Annotated in this window: 15 protein-coding genes and 1 pseudogene; 13 read left to right on the top strand and 3 right to left on the bottom strand. The window is 40.5% G+C overall.

The annotated features are described in order from the left end of the window. The first annotated feature begins 7 nt into the window (after nucleotides 1-7). Nucleotides 8-1,522, top strand: coding sequence for an MDR family MFS transporter (locus RCG25_RS24715; RefSeq protein ID WP_308081451.1), 1,515 nt, complete (start codon nucleotides 8-10; stop codon nucleotides 1,520-1,522). A gap of 239 nt (nucleotides 1,523-1,761) precedes the next feature. Here RCG25_RS24715 and RCG25_RS24710 read toward each other — a convergent pair whose 3' ends face one another. Next, nucleotides 1,762-1,962, bottom strand: coding sequence for a YdiK family protein (locus tag RCG25_RS24710; protein WP_308081450.1), 201 nt, complete (start codon nucleotides 1,960-1,962; stop codon nucleotides 1,762-1,764). After that, on the bottom strand, nucleotides 1,959-2,681 hold the full coding sequence (locus tag RCG25_RS24705; protein ID WP_308081449.1) for a CPBP family intramembrane glutamic endopeptidase: 723 nt from the start codon (nucleotides 2,679-2,681) through the stop codon (nucleotides 1,959-1,961). The genes RCG25_RS24710 and RCG25_RS24705 overlap by 4 nt, the downstream gene beginning before the upstream one ends. 316 nt (nucleotides 2,682-2,997) lie before the next feature. Between RCG25_RS24705 and groES the strand changes: the two genes are divergently transcribed. From groES to RCG25_RS24685, 4 genes are all read left to right on the top strand, one after another. Next, nucleotides 2,998-3,282 carry a co-chaperone GroES gene (gene groES, locus RCG25_RS24700; RefSeq protein ID WP_308084271.1) on the top strand — a complete coding sequence of 95 codons (285 nt, stop codon included), beginning with the start codon at nucleotides 2,998-3,000 and terminating at the stop codon, nucleotides 3,280-3,282. A gap of 49 nt (nucleotides 3,283-3,331) precedes the next feature. Further along, nucleotides 3,332-4,963, top strand: a complete 1,632-nt coding sequence (gene groL, locus RCG25_RS24695; RefSeq protein ID WP_308081448.1) for a chaperonin GroEL — start codon at nucleotides 3,332-3,334, stop codon at nucleotides 4,961-4,963. A gap of 231 nt (nucleotides 4,964-5,194) precedes the next feature. Next, nucleotides 5,195-5,305 (top strand): M24 family metallopeptidase, encoded by a 111-nt coding sequence (locus RCG25_RS24690; RefSeq protein WP_308081447.1) that lies wholly within the window; start codon nucleotides 5,195-5,197, stop codon nucleotides 5,303-5,305. A 337-nt stretch (nucleotides 5,306-5,642) separates the two neighbouring features. After that, on the top strand, nucleotides 5,643-6,212 hold the full coding sequence (locus RCG25_RS24685) for an SF0329 family protein (RefSeq protein ID WP_308081446.1): 570 nt from the start codon (nucleotides 5,643-5,645) through the stop codon (nucleotides 6,210-6,212). A gap of 99 nt (nucleotides 6,213-6,311) precedes the next feature. Here RCG25_RS24685 and RCG25_RS24680 read toward each other — a convergent pair whose 3' ends face one another. Beyond that, nucleotides 6,312-9,248 carry a fibronectin type III domain-containing protein gene (locus tag RCG25_RS24680; RefSeq protein WP_308081445.1) on the bottom strand — a complete coding sequence of 979 codons (2,937 nt, stop codon included), beginning with the start codon at nucleotides 9,246-9,248 and terminating at the stop codon, nucleotides 6,312-6,314. Nucleotides 9,249-9,512: 264 nt separating this feature from the next. Here RCG25_RS24680 and RCG25_RS24675 point away from each other — a divergent pair, with 264 nt between their 5' ends. From RCG25_RS24675 to RCG25_RS24640, 8 genes and pseudogenes are all read left to right on the top strand, one after another. Then, entirely contained in the window at nucleotides 9,513-10,508 is a 996-nt protein-coding gene (locus RCG25_RS24675; protein WP_308081444.1) for an ABC transporter substrate-binding protein, read from the top strand. A gap of 185 nt (nucleotides 10,509-10,693) precedes the next feature. Next, a complete protein-coding gene (locus tag RCG25_RS24670; protein WP_308081443.1) occupies nucleotides 10,694-11,182 on the top strand; it encodes an S-Ena type endospore appendage in 489 nt (162 codons plus the stop codon). Nucleotides 11,183-11,402: 220 nt separating this feature from the next. Beyond that, nucleotides 11,403-12,137, top strand: a pseudogene (locus RCG25_RS26135) (hypothetical protein); the annotation flags it as partial. Between the two features lie 228 nt (nucleotides 12,138-12,365). Next, nucleotides 12,366-12,863 carry a hypothetical protein gene (locus RCG25_RS24660; protein WP_308081441.1) on the top strand — a complete coding sequence of 166 codons (498 nt, stop codon included), beginning with the start codon at nucleotides 12,366-12,368 and terminating at the stop codon, nucleotides 12,861-12,863. Between the two features lie 95 nt (nucleotides 12,864-12,958). Continuing rightward, complete coding sequence (locus RCG25_RS24655) at nucleotides 12,959-14,689, top strand: glycosyltransferase family 4 protein (protein ID WP_308081440.1); 1,731 nt, start codon at nucleotides 12,959-12,961, stop codon at nucleotides 14,687-14,689. A 63-nt stretch (nucleotides 14,690-14,752) separates the two neighbouring features. Next, nucleotides 14,753-15,640: a GT-D fold domain-containing protein gene (locus RCG25_RS24650; protein ID WP_308081439.1), complete on the top strand. Its 888-nt coding sequence runs from the start codon at nucleotides 14,753-14,755 to the stop codon at nucleotides 15,638-15,640. Between the two features lie 19 nt (nucleotides 15,641-15,659). After that, nucleotides 15,660-16,772 (top strand): glycosyltransferase, encoded by a 1,113-nt coding sequence (locus RCG25_RS24645; RefSeq protein WP_308081438.1) that lies wholly within the window; start codon nucleotides 15,660-15,662, stop codon nucleotides 16,770-16,772. Between the two features lie 66 nt (nucleotides 16,773-16,838). Next, nucleotides 16,839-17,819 carry a glycosyltransferase family protein gene (locus tag RCG25_RS24640; protein WP_308081437.1) on the top strand — a complete coding sequence of 327 codons (981 nt, stop codon included), beginning with the start codon at nucleotides 16,839-16,841 and terminating at the stop codon, nucleotides 17,817-17,819.

The following is a 17,819-nucleotide window of genomic DNA, read 5'->3' as shown; positions in this document are numbered from 1 at the left end:
ATAGGGGATGACAGCAAAAGATAGTAAATTAGGTTTAGTAGTCGCAGGATTATTATTAGGTATTTTAATGGCGTCAATGGATAATACCATTGTTGTGACCGCGATGGGGACAATTGTTGGTGACCTCGGTGGACTGGAAAGCTTCGTTTGGGTTGTTTCTGCCTATATGGTAGCAGAGATGGCGGGGATGCCGATCTTCGGGAAATTGTCTGACATGTACGGACGGAAGCGGTTCTTTATTTTTGGGCTTATTTTGTTTATGGCAGGATCCGCTTTATGTGGTACAGCCGAAACGATTACACAATTAAGTATTTACCGGGCGATCCAAGGAATTGGCGGCGGCGCACTTGTGCCTATTGCCTTTACGATTATGTTTGATCTCTTTCCACCTGAAAAACGCGGGAAGATGGGCGGATTATTTGGAGCGGTCTTTGGTCTATCGAGCATTTTTGGACCGTTGCTAGGGGCGTATATTACGGATCATATCAGCTGGCATTGGATTTTCTATATTAACATGCCGCTTGGAATTTTATCCTTGATTTTTATCGTGATGGCTTACAAAGAGTCACCGATTCATCAAAAGCAAACGATTGACTGGTGGGGAGCGGTGACATTGGTCAGCGGAGTCGTCTGCTTAATGTTCGCTCTAGAGCTAGGTGGACAGAAATATGACTGGGATTCAGTGATTATTTTAAGCTTATTTGCAGGATTTGCAATTTTGTTTGTCGTCTTTTTATTTGCTGAGACAAAGGCAAAGGATCCAATCATTTCATTTTCGATGTTTAAAAACCGGTTGTTTGCTGGAAGTACGATTGTCGGTCTGTTTTATGGGGCAGCTTTTATGGCCGGAACGGTATACATACCGATTTTTGTCCAAGGAGTGTATGGAGGCAGTGCAACGAATTCGGGGTTGATTTTATTACCGATGATGCTTGGGTCGGTGGTGACCGCGCAAGTAGGAGGGTTTTTGACGACGAAAATGAGCTACCGAAATATCATGTTTTTGTCGGCGGCTATTCTGATAGGTGGATTTTTGCTGTTAAGTACGATTACTCCAGAAACCAGCCGGGCGATATTAACGGTGTACATGATTGTCATCGGACTGGGAGTGGGCTTCTCGTTTTCGGTGTTGAGTATGGCGGCGATTCATCCATTTGGCATGGAGCAAAGGGGCTCAGCGACTTCAACAAGTAACTTTATTCGTTCCCTAGGCATGACGATTGGGATTACCATTTTTGGCACGATTCAACGAAATGATTTTACAGACGCTCTCGAAAAAGCCTTTGCAGGGATGGGACCGATGCCGAAGGGTGGAGCGTTCGGGGATTCACGGGCGTTATTATCAGAAGAAGGGCGAAAGATGATCCCTCAACAGATTCTTGATAAAATTACAGATGCTCTTTCCAGCTCGATTGTCCATACCTTTACATGGGCATTGGTACCAGCAGGTCTGGCGTTCTTGTTTATCTTTATCTTAGGCAAAGAACGAATGGTCATTCACCGGGGAGAAGCTTCAAAATAAAAGGTGTCAGGCACCATTGTGAAAATTTTACATGGTGCCTGACACCCTTTTTTGTGATTCGCCGATAAATCGTATGAATTCGCTGATAAAATTCTAGATTCGCTGATAAAATGCGTAAATCCGCCGATAAAGGTTAAAAATTCGCTGATAAAATACAATTTCTTCAGATTGAATGTAATTTTACACAAAAAAAAAGAGCTTATAGTAGCTAAAAAGTTTAATTATAGCTACTATAAGCCTTATTTTTTCAGTTTATCTTTATATTTAAAATGAAAGGTGATCATTTTTAGGCCAGATCCGAAGTCGAAGGTGGCGAGAACGACTAATAAATAGCTAAAGAAGCCCCAGCTGTTTTTTTGAACATCGTCAATAGCGAAATAAGTAAACAACCCTCCAAGAAAGAAATAAATCAAACCGGATAACAAAGGTGAACGTCTCATAAGAATCCTCCGATAAAGTTTTGAACCGCCTCAGCCTCACGCTGCAGTCTTTCAATATCGTCTTTATAGACTGATTGGACTAAGACAACCATGGTATTCATGGTCACATGGGCAAAAATCGGCACCCAAATGCGCTTGGTCTTTACATATAAAAACGCAAATGTTAAGCCCATAGCCGAATAAAGCAAAATGTGAACAGGCTCCATATGTGCTAAAGCAAAAACCACCGAGCTAATCAAAGCCGAGATGAAGAAATTAAATCGCTTATAAAGAGCACCGAAAATAATTTTTCGAAACACGATTTCTTCTAAGATAGGACCGAAAATACTTGTCACAAGGATGGCGAGCGGTAACGTGTCGATGATGGTTAGTATATCCTTTGTGTTCTCCGAGCCCATTTTAATTCCTAAAAGACTTTCGATGATGGCCGCAACATATTGAGAAAATAACGCTAAAAAGACACCAAAGATCGCCCAGGCGATGGACGAGCCGAAAGAACTGTTTCTTTCCTCTAATCTTTTTGCGTTGAATTCTTTCCGTAAGAGGAAAAGAATGATGATGAGGGCTATTGAAAAGCTTGCAATCAGCCAAATAGGTACAGCGAGCCTTTGATTAATTCCTGCATATTTAAAACCGAATAGTAATAATGGCAGTCCAACTAGACTGGAAAGCTGCATAGCAATATATACAATGATGATCCACCAATATTCTTTTTTCAAATGCTAATCTCCTTTTCGCACATCTATATAAATTAATTAAACTGTATGCTTATCTTTATTACGCTATTTTCTATTTTACTCTTAAAATGAGCCTTGTTTCAATTTAGTTGAACTATTTTAATAAGTCAGGTATAGAATGTCCTCTTATTCGCATACTTTATAAGGTTGTAAAAAATGATTTTTTTACCAAAAATTTTTGTGCTTCATACTTGCAAAAGATTATCAGATTCATTATTATAATAATTGTGTTAGCACTCATTAATCGAGAGTGCTAATAATGGCAGAATTACATATATATTTGAGGAGGTTGTTTGATTTGTTAAGACCATTAGGTGATCGCATTATCATTGAGCTTGTTGAATCAGAAGAAAAAACTGCAAGCGGTATCGTATTACCAGATTCAGCGAAAGAAAAGCCTCAGGAAGGAAAAGTTGTTGCCGTTGGTACTGGCCGTGTACTTGAAAGCGGAGAGCGTGTAGCACTTGATGTTACTGAAGGCAATCGCATTATCTTCTCAAAATACGCTGGTACAGAAGTTAAATACCAGGGTGTTGAATACTTAATTTTACGTGAAAGCGATATCCTTGCTATTGTTGAGTAAGGTTTACAAAAATATAAAATTGAAAACTTATGAGGAGGTTTTTTGAAAAATGGCTAAAGAGATTATGTTTAGTGAAGAAGCACGCCGCGCAATGTTACGTGGTGTTGATGCCCTAGCAAACGCTGTTAAAGTTACTCTTGGACCTAAAGGACGCAACGTGGTTCTTGAGAAAAAATTCGGTTCACCACTTATCACAAATGATGGTGTAACGATTGCAAAAGAAATCGAATTAGAAGATGCATTCGAAAACATGGGTGCAAAGCTTGTTGCTGAAGTAGCTAGCAAAACTAACGATGTTGCTGGTGACGGTACAACAACTGCAACTGTTCTTGCACAAGCGATGATTCGCGAAGGCTTAAAGAACGTGACTGCAGGTGCAAACCCAATGGGTATCCGTAAAGGGATCGAAAAAGCGGTTGTAACTGCTGTAGAAGAATTAAAAGCGATTTCTAAACCAATCGAAAACAAAGCTTCTATCGCACAAGTTGCTGCAATTTCTGCTGCTGACGAAGAAGTAGGTCAATTGATTGCTGAAGCAATGGAGCGCGTTGGTAACGACGGCGTAATCACAATCGAAGAATCAAAAGGCTTCACAACTGAATTAGACGTTGTTGAAGGTATGCAATTTGACCGTGGATATGTATCAGCTTACATGGTAACAAACACGGACAAAATGGAAGCTGTTTTAGAAAATCCATATATCTTAATCACTGACAAGAAGATTTCTAGCATTCAAGAAATCCTTCCAGTACTAGAGCAAGTAGTACAACAAGGTAAGCCATTATTACTTGTTGCTGAAGATATCGAAGGTGAAGCATTATCTACATTAGTAGTGAATAAGCTTCGCGGAACGTTCAATGCAGTAGCTGTTAAAGCTCCTGGCTTCGGTGACCGTCGTAAAGCTATGCTTGAAGATATCGCTGCATTAACTGGCGGTGAAGTAATCACTGAAGAGCTTGGCCGTGACCTTAAATCTGCTACAATCGCATCTTTAGGACGCGCTTCTAAAGTGGTTGTAACAAAAGAAAATACTACAATCGTTGAAGGTGCTGGTGAAACAGCTTCAATCGAAGCTCGTGTAAACCAAATCCGTGTTCAATTAGAAGAAACAACTTCTGAATTTGATCGTGAAAAATTACAAGAGCGCTTAGCTAAGTTAGCTGGCGGTGTAGCAGTCATCAAAGTTGGTGCTGCAACTGAAACAGAATTAAAAGAGCGCAAGCTTCGTATCGAAGACGCTTTGAACTCAACTCGTGCTGCAGTTGAAGAAGGTATCGTATCCGGTGGTGGTGTAGCCCTTCTAAACGTATACAGCAAAGTAGCTGAAATTCAAGCTGAAGGCGACATTCAAACTGGTATCAACATCGTATTACGTGCGATGGAAGAGCCTGTACGCACAATCGCTCACAACGCTGGTCTTGAAGGATCTGTTATCGTTGACCGCTTAAAGCGCGAAGAAGTTGGCACTGGCTTCAACGCTGCTAATGGCGAATGGGTAAACATGATTCAAGCTGGTATCGTTGACCCAACTAAGGTAACACGTTCAGCTCTTCAAAACGCTGCATCTGTAGCAGCTATGTTCTTAACAACTGAAGCAGTTGTTGCTGACAAGCCAGAACCAGCTGGTCAAGGTGGAATGCCTGACATGAGCGGTATGGGTGGAATGGGCGGCATGATGTAATCTGCCCGTCAATCCCTTGAAATATAAGGGTTTTGAAGTAAGGTAAAGTGAAATGCAAACATATTTGCTAATATAGTGGATTATAATCGGGGCTTCTCATTAGTTGTGCAAACTTTTGGGAAGCTTCTTTTTTCATTTCATTTGTAACGTGGAGATAGATCTTCTTGGTGATTTGACCATCGGAGTGACCAAGTCTATCCATTTTTACATCGTACCGGGCATGGAGTCTGCTTGCGAAACCACGAAGGACCATATATTGCAGAAGGTAGCAACGAAATATTAAAGGAAAATATGGTGATTACGATTGAGCCAGGCAACCAACCTGATAATTTCTACAGTTGATATAAGTGAGTCAATCGAATCCGTTTTGTTTACGTTGAATAATGCTGTAGTACAGGTGAATCGAATAATATGCAAATTGGAGGTGAACCTGATGGGTCATCTCTTATTTGTGGTAGGGATGATTATTATTGATGAGATCTGCTCGATATATATTTTTTAAATAATATTGTTGTCATAAGTCGAATGTCCTTATTATTTCGCTCACTATTATCGATACATCAGAAATTCAAGTCCACTTAAACCTTGTATTTAGTATGTTCGATGTGTTGGTTATTGTATTATGGATAGAACGACTGCCTCAATAAATATATATAATATAAAAGTTAAGGAGAACTACATGACCTGGAACAAATTGAAGCAAAATCTGGAGAGTTTTCTCTGTCCTGCATTATATGGAAGGGTTGAATACCGTGCAACAAGCTACCGTTATTTACCTGATAAAGCAGGAATTTGTTATATTGCAGTAGATAAAAAGAATGTACTCAATATGAGTGACATAACTACCTTAATCAGATGGTATCAGACGGAGCTGGAAATTAAGAATGATTCTGATATCCAAATTCCTATTACCAATGAGGAAATAGAAGCCGTAAGAAAAGAAACCAAGGGGATAGTTCCTGAGGATCGTCTAAAAGTAATTGCTAGGGGTAGAAAATTATCAGAATATGCAAAAGAGCTTATGGCAGCGCAGTCATCATTAAGTAAATCAAATTTTATCGATGCAGCTAATAAGTTTTTATCCACTTCTATAGAGGAAAGCCTAGAGAGCAATGATATCCTATTGAATATTCTAGCTTTGGTGGACAGACGGGTAGGAAAAAAACGAATTTTAAAAATGAACGAGAAGATGAAGTTAAAGCATCCAATTGTGCAGTATTTTTATGAACTACGGCTTAGTACGTTATGATAATAAATAACTCATCACCTGAAAAACTCTAAAAAAGAAGACTACTTCCTAATAAGGAAGTAGTCTTCTTTTTTTACTTCTTTAGAGATGGCACAACGATTATTTCGATTTAGCTTCTTCACTTATTGCTTTCCCAGGAATGAGATGAACAGTTTCGCTTGGTCCAAACCCACTCCAGCGGTATCCTGCAACTGGTACCAAACCATTTGGATACACATCGGAGAGTCTTTCTCTTTTGGAATATTTCATTCCGCGTCCTACGGCTTCTACTTTAAATGTATAGGTTTTTCCTTGTTTAAGCCCTGTTACCATATAATGGGTGTTTGCCGTTGTTATTTCTGCATTAATTGGTGTAAACGATGCTCCTTCAGGCTTAATTGGTTGGCCATTTACATAGACACGATATCCAATCACCTCTTGGTTTTTCGCAGTTGCCGTATTCCAAGAGAGTGCAACACTTGTCCCGTCCTTACCAATCGCAGCCTTTAAGCCACCATTAAAGGATGGAGCACCAATAGCATAAGGTGCAGCGGTTTCTATCTGAAGTGAGCTGTTAAATGGTGTTTTGTTTCCTGCTAAATCAACGGCTTCCACCGTAACATCGTACTTTGTGCCAGGTTGAAGATTCAATAATGTATATTTGTTTGATGTCGCAAACCCATGGAGTTCTCCATTTGAATACACATTATAACCGGCAATCCCCGTGTCATCACTTACAGCATCCCATTCAACGGATGCCCAAGTAAAACCAGGATACACCACTTCTACTTCTTTGCCGCTAAACGTATCACTTGCAGGAATCTCAGCTGTTGGTTCTTTGATCTGAGTATTATCTGGAAGCACTGGGTTAGTTTTATCAGCTACTCCAGCCGTTGTTACTTGGATTTCCGGACCATCAGAAGTCCGGTTTCCAGTTGCATCAGCTGCTTCTACCTTAAAGCTGTACTCCTTAACGGGAGTCAATCCGGTTACAGAAAAGCTTGATTGTTTCGTTGTTGTATAGTCAGAGCCAACTTTTTCTCCATCTTTGTACACCGTATAGCCTGATACCCCTGTATTGTCGGAAGCTCCAGTCCAAGTTAACGTCACGCTCTTACCATCTTCTGATGATTTAGCTTGAACGGCTGCATCACTAGACCACGTAGGTTTTTCTGCGGCATCAGAAGGAGCAGCTGTTGTATTTTCGAAAACAAGACCAGTAGAATTTTTGATTCTCCATGGACTTCCGCTGTTATCAAGAACGTTCGTAAAGGTTACATTATGAAACTTAATATCCTTTGCGTAATTCAAGTTGGCAGAAAAGACCTTATCAAATTTTACATTATTAAAAGTGATATTCTCGTGATACACTTCACCAACATCACTATTGCCATTAATTAAGATGGATTGTTTCTTGCTTCCGCCCTGATTGCGGACTGTTGTATTCTCAACCCTGATATCCTTAAATTGAGAAATCTTCTGCGCAGGCTCATAAAGAATCGATGCGTTTGCATCTTCATAAGAGGAAGTAAAAACAAAAGGACCGTCCCCATCAATGCCTTCTAGAGCATTGTCTCTAAATAGAATATCTCTCGCTCCGCCGCCCATTGGTGTGTTCGTTTTGGCACGTAGGCCGACATCGGTTTTATACATAATGTTATCTTCTACTAAAAAGTCTTGAATCCAGCCACCGGTATGACTGCCTGTTACAACTCCACCGTGACCTTCGCGAATATAGTTATTGAAGATCCAGGCTTCTCCGGTTGGTTCTTCCTCTGCTGCCGCTTGTCCCATGCCTGCCGCAAAGTTAATGGCATCATCACCCGTGTCAACAAAGTTATTGAAGACCATGATGTTTTGAGAGTCACCAAACTCAAACCCATCAGCATTATTCGCATCATAGGTCTTGGCTGTCGTCCCATTTACCACAATATTTTTACTATGAAGGTTTACAATTCCATGGAAGGAAGGATTGAGTTGGGTAATGCCTTCATAATACATCCCATCAACCCCACGAACAGTAATCAAGTTGGATCGAGTAGAATAGGCAGACTTAGCATTCATTCCATCTACTTGAGCAGCATACGTTTGAGCGGCTGCCAAAATTCCGTACGTAGCATCGGAAGAAAGGTCTAACGGACTCATTTTTCCGTTTTGCACTTTTACATTGCCTGTTACTTTTGAATTACTCCCAGCGAGCAAGCGTGGAAGCTCATTCCCGGCTTCATCTATTGTCGGGTTAGTAGTATCGGTCTTCCATCCATTCCCATCAATCGTTCCTTTCCCTACTATGCGGATATTCTTAAGGCTGCCGTAATCATATGTATGGGCATTGATTAGGGCGTAAGAACGCTCATCTGTAGAGTAATCGTAAACCCAGAAATTCCTGCTGTAGTCTTCAGGGTCCGGGGAACCGAGTAAATAGCCATCGACTTGTAACGTCATATCCGATTTAAGCCATATTCCCCCAGAGATAAATTTCCCTTCTGGAATTAATACCTTTGCTCCTGGAGTGGCGGCATTGATGGCCGCTTGAATAGCTTCCGTATCCTTTTTATCGTCATCTGGGATAGCACCATAATCAACGATATTAAATACGTCAGGAACTTTAGTTGTTTTACCGGTAATTTTATTTGACGGGGCTGATTCCACGCCATCCTTATTGACTGATGTTACATAAAATTCATAGGACTTATTTGGTTTAAGATTTTCAACTGTAAAGTTATGAATAAGAATATCAACGTGGAAATTGTCCTTATCGATATTTTTATAGAAATTATCAATGTAGGTTTTTGCTGTTCCACTGTTATCCTTTAGGGCACTTCCTATTTTTTTGCCATTCATATACACATTGAAGTCTACAATATCGCTGTAATCCTTTGGTTTTTCCCACACAAGGGTAATGCTGTCTTCGTCAAAAGCAAGTGTTGGTATCTGTAAGTTTACTGGAGATGCTGGTGCAGTAGATTTCGTTTCCGCATAGGTGATCGCACCTGTTTGGCCAAATACTAGTAGAAGTACTAGGAAGATCAAAATACTTTCTTTAAATCTCTTCAACTATTATTACCACCTTTCAACTGTCTTTTGTGAAGCAAATAACGTTCATAACCTCCTTTTCTCTAAAAATACATGTTTCATTATAGTTGAAACCGTTTTCAAAAATAATGGAAGATTTTTAGATGAATGTTAAATTTTTTAATATGTTTGTATATTCAGAAAACACTGTTGTACCACAACGCTTTGCTGTGTTAAAATCCAAATAATATGAATGCAGCAAGAGAGTACATAAATGGTTGAAATTCTTTAAGGGGGAAAAAGGGGATGAAGAAGAGTCTAGTTCTATTAGTATCTGCCATGTTATTGTTGCTTTCTGCCTGCGGAGCGGGTAGTAAGGAGGCAAGCGGAGAGAAAAAAGAGAAAGTTGTAAAAATAGGTATTACACAAATTGTCGAGCACCCGTCACTTGATGCTGCACGAGAAGGGTTTATCGCTGCTCTCAAAGATGCCGGCTATGTAGAAGGAAAGAACTTGAAACTTGATTACCAAAACGCCCAGGGAGACATAAACAATAACATGTCCATTGCCCAAAACCTAGTAGCGGACAAAAATGATCTTATTTTAGCCATTGCTACCGCTAGCGCGCAGGCGGTGGTCAAGTCGACAAAGGATATTCCCATCTTATTTACGGCCATTACGGATCCCGTCGGGGCGGAACTTGTCAAAAGTCTAGATAAGCCAGGAGGTAATGCGACAGGCACATCTGACACGCATCCAGTTGCAATCAAGAATACGATTGAAGCCATTAAAACGTTTATTCCAAAGGCTAAGAAAGTAGGAATCATCTATAATAACGGTGAACCGAACTCTGTTGTAAATGTGAAGAACGCGAAGAAAGCTTTAGAGGCAGCCGGGTTGGAAGCGGTAGAAACCACCATTACAAATAGTTCTGAAGTAAAGCAGGCGGCTGAGTCCATGGTAGGGCGTGCGGATGTATTATACATTCCAAAGGACAACACCGTCGTTGCTGCCCTAGAATCGGTAATAACTGTAGCCAATTCCAAGGATATCCCTACTTTTGTTGGGGAAGGGGATTCTGTGAAACGCGGAACCTTTGCATCTTATGGCTTTGACTACCATGATCTTGGCTATACTACTGGTAAAATGGCAGTGGAAATTCTTAAAGGAAAAAAACCAAATGAGATTCCTGTCGGTTTCCCTGAAAAGCTTGAGTTGTTCATCAACAAAAAAGCAGCTCAGGAGGAAGGAATCACCTTAACTGACGAGATGTTAAAGAACGCGAAGATTGTAGGAGAATAATAAGAACGATAAAAAACAGAAAAAAGACTACTTCCTTAATGTTGGAGGTAGTCTTTTTTTCTGTTTTTTATTATGTAACGAGCTTGTTCCGTTAAAAATTCAAAATATGGACAAAGGCCGTTTCACAGCTTATCCCTTTTTAATACAAATATTCTGTAAACAAAATAATTAAGGAGTTGAAATGAATGAGTAGATGTGGAAAAAAATGCCATGATGACTGTGACTGTAATAAATGTCATAAGAAGGTTTGCCATGATGATTGTTTTCAATGTCTCCGCCACAACAAATGCAAAGATGATTGCAAAAATGATTGCAAATGCGACATTCAGCTAGTGAAAGATTGTGTTTGCTGTGAGTGGTCTGTACCAGAAGGCCAAACACAAACAGTATTCCAAACAGGCGGATTTGAACAAATCTTTGGCTCTGGCTTTATAAGTTTTGACTGTGGTCCAGGAAATGACTTTGTTACTGTTCAGTTCTTTTTAGGAAATACGCCAGTTGGTATGCCAATTAATGTATTTCAAGACAGCTGCGTAACATTTACTTTCACGAAATTTGACAGAATCACTGTAACTTGTCAAGCAGTACCTGGTGCGATGAATGGAAATGCTGACTGTGAATGTGATAATTGTGAAGGCGAAATTTGTATCACAACTAGATTCCCAGTTTGCTAACAGTTTATCGAAATAATAGTTTAGAAGTCTATTTTTTAGAAAATACGCAAATGCCGTTGCCGATAAAGCGAAAATTAATATTTTGATATAGAAACAGAAAGTGAGGTGTATATTATTGACGTGCAGAAAATGCAGAGGATTCGATGATGATTGTGATTGTAATCGTGGTTCTAGTTGTAGTTGTGGGGATATTAATTGTTTAAGATGCTGCAAGAAAAAGAGAGGTAAAAGAGGACCAACAGGGCCAACTGGACCGACGGGGCCTGCAGGAGCAACTGGAGCAACTGGCGTAACTGGAGCAACTGGCGTAACAGGACCGACAGGACCGACAGGACCAACAGGACCGACAGGACCAACAGGACCAACAGGACCGACAGGACCAACAGGACCGACGGGACCGACAGGACCAACAGGACCAACAGGACCAACAGGACCAACAGGACCAACAGGACCAACAGGACCGACAGGACCGACAGGACCAACAGGACCGACAGGACCAACAGGACCGACAGGACCAACAGGATCGACAGGACCAACAGGACCAACAGGACCAACAGGACCAACAGGACCAACAGGACCAACAGGACCAACAGGACCAACAGGACCAACAGGACCGACAGGACCAACAGGACCGACAGGACCAACAGGACCAACAGGACCAACAGGACCGACAGGACCAACAGGACCGACAGGACCAACAGGACCAACAGGACCAACAGGACCGACAGGACCAACAGGACCAACAGGACCAACAGGACCGACAGGACCAACAGGACCAACAGGACCGACAGGACCAACAGGACCAACAGGACCGACAGGACCAACAGGACCAACAGGACAAACAGGACCAACAGGACCAACAGGACCGACAGGACCAACAGGACCAACAGGACCGACAGGACCAACAGGACCGACAGGACCGACAGGACCGACAGGACCAACAGGACCGACAGGACCAACAGGACCGACAGGACCGACAGGACCAACAGGACCAACAGGACCGACAGGACCGACAGGACCAACAGGACCAACAGGACCAACAGGACCAACAGGACCAACAGGACCAACAGGACCAACAGGACCGACAGGACCAACAGGACCAACAGGACCGACAGGACCAACAGGACCTCCAGGGCCAACAGGACCACCAGCTGATACAGAATGTGATTGTTGCGTTGGACCAATGACTGACATTTTTGAACAACTTGCTGCTGAAGGTATCCAAGTTTCTGTTGGAACAACTTCACAAACAAGTAATGGCGGTATTAACAACGTAACTATTGATTGTGTGATTGATGGATTCTTCCTTGCGGATAATGGACATATTGCAGCACCAATGTGTCAGATCGTTGGTGTACAGGGTGATGGTCTATTAACCGGTATAACACTTCCAGTAGGACCGACTGGAGTTGATCGTACTGGCGAATGTGAATGCTGTGAGCAGCCAACAAGGGCAATTTTGGAAATGATTAGAGGTATAACAGCCACAGCCGATTACTTTACTGATGGGTTCTTTGACAATATTCAGAATGCGAGAATCGTTGATATACAAGAAGGACTTGTAAAAATTACAACAGGACAAGACACATATATCCTTAGTACTTGTCATATCGCGAAGATTCAAGACATTAGAGCAAATGGAGCATCTCAAGGCGCAGGTTTAACTTGTGAACCATTATAAAAATTAAAATCATCAGCGGTGCTTGTCATGTTTGGCAAGCACTGTTCTTTTTTTTATTGAAACATAGAATAGAATAAAAAACTTTGGAGGCCAACGTGATACAGGAACTTCGTTCAAAAGAATTTAATAGGAGATTAGAAAGATATAAGTTAGCTAACAGTCAGAAATTAATACAGTCAAATAAAAATATCGATCAGCTGCATATTGTCTACGCCATGACACATGTAGGCATTTCCGGTGGGGTGAAAATCATCCTCGAGCATGCCAACAGGCTCCAAAAAGCTGGGGCTAAAGTAACCTTGGTATCTCATTTCCAAAAACCGTCCTGGTATCCAATCGAAGCTGAGTATATTCAAGTTCCTTTTGAATTAGAGCTGGCAAAAGGGATTCCCCTCTGTGACCTAATTGTCGCTACCTACTGGGATCATATTCAAGCATGTATGGAAACAGGTATTGCTCCGGTTGTTTATTTTGAACAGGGAGATTTTCATTTATTTGACTATGATTCTATGAATCGTACATTAAAGAATTTCATTCAGAAACAATTTGAGATTTCCCCTTTTATTTACACGGTCTCCCACCAGGCAGCTAAGCTTATTACTAACATATACGGCAGAGAAGCACAGGTTTTCCCTAATGCGGTTGATGAAGATGTATTTACCACAGATGGAGAAAAGGAAAAGGGTGACCGGCCATACCTATTAATGGTGGGCGGAGAAAGCGCAAAATTTAAAGGTATCTCTGACATAATTACAGCATACGACAAAGTAAAAAATGAATTTAATATGGATTTATATTGGATCACACCAGAACAGCCATCTGAAGCGATGAAAAAGAGAGTAACAAAGGTGTTCGTTAACCCCACTCAGCAAAAAATCAGCAATCTCTATAGAGGGGCATCCTTGTTTATTTGTGGGTCGACTTATGAAAGTTTTTCACTTCCGACGCTAGAGGCAATGGCTTGTGGTTGTCCTGTTGTTACTACAAACAATGCAGGGGTACTCGAATACGCGGTAGATCAGGAGAATGCTTACATCTGTCAGATGAAAAATCCTGATGACATGGCTGAAAAAATCGTACAGGTATTAGGCAGTCAAGAGATCCAATCCAAACTAAGAAAGAATGGCCTTCAAACAGCACAAAAGTATAAATGGGAAACCATAATAAATGATATCCTACACTATTATAAAAATATTGCTTCCTATAACATCCAGTCCTCAAATGACTTGAATAATTGGGAAATAGGCGTAAATGCAGAGCAGTTTTTGAACCAAGAGGATTACGGAAAATTGAAAAGATTTTTGCTTGTTACTCATGCGGATATAGTAAAAGCCCCGGTAATCTATAGTTTTGACAAGGCTCCCAAAATTGCCAGATGGGAAGTCATTGCACATCGTAAAAATGGGAGCGAAGGGAATACAGAGCATTGTTTTTGTCCACTAAAACCTACTAACAAACTTCAGTTATTTAATCTCCCGGGCTACAGCTCTTTTTTATTAAGGGAATATGAAAAAGCATTGGATGACTTTATTTATTTACATGAGAATCAAGAAAATCCGAAAGATAAAGCAGTAGCAGCCCGCTGGATTATTATCACCCTTATGAGGCTGCAAAGGAAGCAACAGGCAAAAAAACGAGTAAAAGAGTGGATCAGCCAATACCCCCATAACGCTGATTTTTATTTACTGAATGCGCTACTCCTTGATGAAGCGAAAATAAAATCCTCTTCCATTGAATCGGTTAAACTGTTAGGCGACGCAACTTCCTATTCGGAATTTTTCTTTCATGTGCAATCTCTGTGGGAGGCACTTCTTGCTGATAAATGAATATACCTAAAATGAACTCATTGTGGAGAATATTTTAACTTTAAGGCTAAAGGGGTTTTTCGATTGACCTATTCATTTTCCCCGGAACAATGGGAGTACTTATTCAGGCTTGGCTATCCAGGTACATGGGATAAGGCTTCACTGGCTTCCGAGGCTATCTATCGAGGCGGAGAGGCAATTGTTAAAGGTAAGTTATTAAAGAATCAATACCTTCCTTTCAATATTGAAGACATCATTGAGGAAGGCATGAAGAACCTATCAAAGGATTTAATTCATTTACAGACAGCTGCGGAAGTAGAGCAGCAACTGAATCAGGCATTGAAGGAAAAGAAAGGGTTCAGTGTGATCCGGCTCGGTGATGGTGAAATACTGGCTTTGGCACATGACATTTTGGTTTCATCAGAAGAAATCAATTCGAACAGACGGTTAAAAGGAATGGGCGGTTTCAAAGTCCCCAATCATGAAAAAAGAGATTTGCTGGTAAAGAATCTACTAGAGGCTGACATTGTAGGATTGCCGGAAGCGAGATACCCTGTCTACCAGAGAATGTTTAATCAAGTGGCAAAAGCATATACCCTTCCACTTCATACAATGAAATTAACAACTTCCCTCATAAACTACCAACTCAATCAGGAAACCACTTTCTTTCATAATATTTTAGGAAATTACAAAGTATTGTTGATCGGAAATCGTTCTGTGGATGGAAAGGACTTTTTCATTAAAAAGGGCTATAGCTCCATTTCAGGTACCATTATGGTGCCAGGGTTTGATTCTATCGAAAAAGTGATGGAAGAAGTGGATCAATATGAGTTTGACATTGCTTTTGTATCCGCTGGGGTTGCAGCTAATATCATTTGTGTAGAAATTGCCAAGAGGAATAAGCCGGCCATTGATTTTGGCCATTTGCTCGATTGGTATCTATCAGGACGGAGGGTCATTAGGACCCAATGATGATGCATGAGGTGTTTTTATGATTAGTGTCATTCTACCTGTATACAACGGGGAGAAATTTATAAAGGAAACCATTAATAGTCTGTTGAACCAAACAGAAAAAGATTTGGAGCTGCTTATTGTTAACGATGGTTCCACTGACAACAGCGAAGAGGTCATCCTATCGTTTAGTGACAAGCGGATCAAGTATTTCAAACAAGAAAATAAAGGGGTAGCTGAAGCTTTTAATAAGGGATTATCAGAGGCAGAAGGAGATTTCATTACGTTTCATGGAGCAGACGACCTATCCCTGCCACATCGTTTTGAGCGGACTATGGAAATTATCAAAAACCAAAGTATTGGATTTGTCCATTCTGATATGCTTCTCATTACTGGAAATGGATCTCCTTTGGGCTATTGGCAATCAAGCAACATATTACCGCAAGACATTTATTCGTTCTTTTTGAATGTGGGTACGCCCTTCAATAATCCAACTATGATTTTTAAAAGAGAAGTACTGAAAACAGATATAAAATATGATCCTACCATTAAGGTTGGTTCAGATACAGACTTTATATTAAAGGCAGTAGAGGATTGCTTGTCGTACCATATCCCGGAGCCGTTGTATTTATACAGAAGGCATCAGACCAACGTGACCAATCAGAGAAGTTATGATGTACTGTCACGTCATGTAAAACTGAACATCACCAATGAAGACTTGAAAAATATTGATGAAGCAAGTTGGAACTATGATGGTCCAGACCACAATTTATTTGCAGCTAAGCTAATTGCAGGTATCGCTCTTTCCAGGAGATGGATGACGAATGAAGCTTTTATTCTATTTAATGAGGCCATTCCTTTGATTAAAAATGAACGGGACCGTACTTTTTTTGAGGGAATGAAAGGGCTTATCGAAGAAGATTATCAGCGGGCGTTTAAACATTTCAGCAAAATAGAGAATCGAAATCATCTTGAGGAAAATTATCTTGGCGAATCCTTGCTTTTATTGAAAAAATATAATGAGGCCTATCCACATTTTCTTAGAGCATTAGAAATCTATCCACTTTATCATTCCCCCGTTATCAATCTGAAGGCCATAGGCATGTTAAAAGGATTTAATATGCTTGATAAGCATGTAAATAAATATAAATAGCCCCCGTTATTAAAGGGGGTTCTTCATTATGAAAATACCCCTTGGTAATCAAAGGAGTTGTAGTTAATGAATGATAAGTTGAAAATTTTATTGCTGATCAAGCCCTTTTGGAAGAAGTTCCCCAAGCATTTGCCGAAATTTGAAACCATTACTGCCATTGAGAGTTTTGCCGAGGTTAGATATTGGTACAAAGACGGGAACATTCAAGAAATTTTAAAACGAATCAAGTTTACTCCTGATTTTATTCTCCACTATGATGTTGCCTGGGGGTATGCCTTTTCACCGATGATCAGCGGTCTTGATCAGGTGGACATTCCAAAAGGATGTATCGTGATTGATACGCATTACTTTCCTTATGTAAGAAGGCAATACTTTAAAGATACAAATATAGATATGATATTTTCCCTCACCAAGTCGCCCTTTTTAAAGACATTTCCTGAATATCAGGAGAAATTCAGGTGGTGGCCGTTTGCTATTAATTCCGGGATTTTTAAAGACTGGCAGTTAGAAAAAGACATCGATTGCTTATTAATGGGACAGGTTTATGATCGGGAAGGAACGAGTCCAAACAATACGAACACACCAAAAGGAAGATACCCTTTTAGAGAAGAAGTATTGGAGAAAATGAGAAATACCAAGGGATTTGTCTTTCATCCACATCCGGGACATGATGCCCCTTCCAGCGCCATATTAAATCAAAAGTATGCCCAGGAATTAAATCGCTCGAAAATATTTTTCACATGTGGTGGGGTATATAAATACCCGGTTCTAAAGTACTTTGAGGCTCCGGCCTGCAGAACTCTTTTGCTTGCGGAACCAGTTCAGGATATCCTTGACCTTGGTTTTATAGATGGACAGCATTTTGTGGCCTGTGATCGGTCAAACTTTCAGGAGAAAGCGGCACATTATTTAGAAAATGAACAAGAAAGACAATTCATTACTGATAATGGATTTGCGTTTATTCATCAATATCACTCGAATCAGGCAAGAGCTCTGCAGTTAATTCAATATATTGAAGAGTTTTTAAGAAACCGGGCTACTTCTTAA

The organism is Neobacillus sp. PS2-9, assembly GCF_030915525.1.
GTDB lineage: Bacteria > Bacillota > Bacilli > Bacillales > Cytobacillaceae > Neobacillus.
The sequence above is the reverse complement of the archived record's forward strand: the minus strand, read 5'-3'. Positions and strand labels throughout refer to the sequence as shown.

Coding starts and splice junctions, on each gene's coding strand:
- RCG25_RS24685 (WP_308081446.1), top strand. CDS start 5,643: ATGACCTGGAACAAATTGAAGCAAAATCTGGAGAGTTTTCTCTGTCCT.
- RCG25_RS24675 (WP_308081444.1), top strand. CDS start 9,513: ATGAAGAAGAGTCTAGTTCTATTAGTATCTGCCATGTTATTGTTGCTT.
- RCG25_RS24640 (WP_308081437.1), top strand. CDS start 16,839: ATGAATGATAAGTTGAAAATTTTATTGCTGATCAAGCCCTTTTGGAAG.
- groL (WP_308081448.1), top strand. CDS start 3,332: ATGGCTAAAGAGATTATGTTTAGTGAAGAAGCACGCCGCGCAATGTTA.
- RCG25_RS24660 (WP_308081441.1), top strand. CDS start 12,366: ATGACTGACATTTTTGAACAACTTGCTGCTGAAGGTATCCAAGTTTCT.
- RCG25_RS24670 (WP_308081443.1), top strand. CDS start 10,694: ATGAGTAGATGTGGAAAAAAATGCCATGATGACTGTGACTGTAATAAA.
- RCG25_RS24645 (WP_308081438.1), top strand. CDS start 15,660: ATGATTAGTGTCATTCTACCTGTATACAACGGGGAGAAATTTATAAAG.
- RCG25_RS24715 (WP_308081451.1), top strand. CDS start 8: ATGACAGCAAAAGATAGTAAATTAGGTTTAGTAGTCGCAGGATTATTA.
- RCG25_RS24710 (WP_308081450.1), bottom strand. CDS start 1,962: ATGAGACGTTCACCTTTGTTATCCGGTTTGATTTATTTCTTTCTTGGA.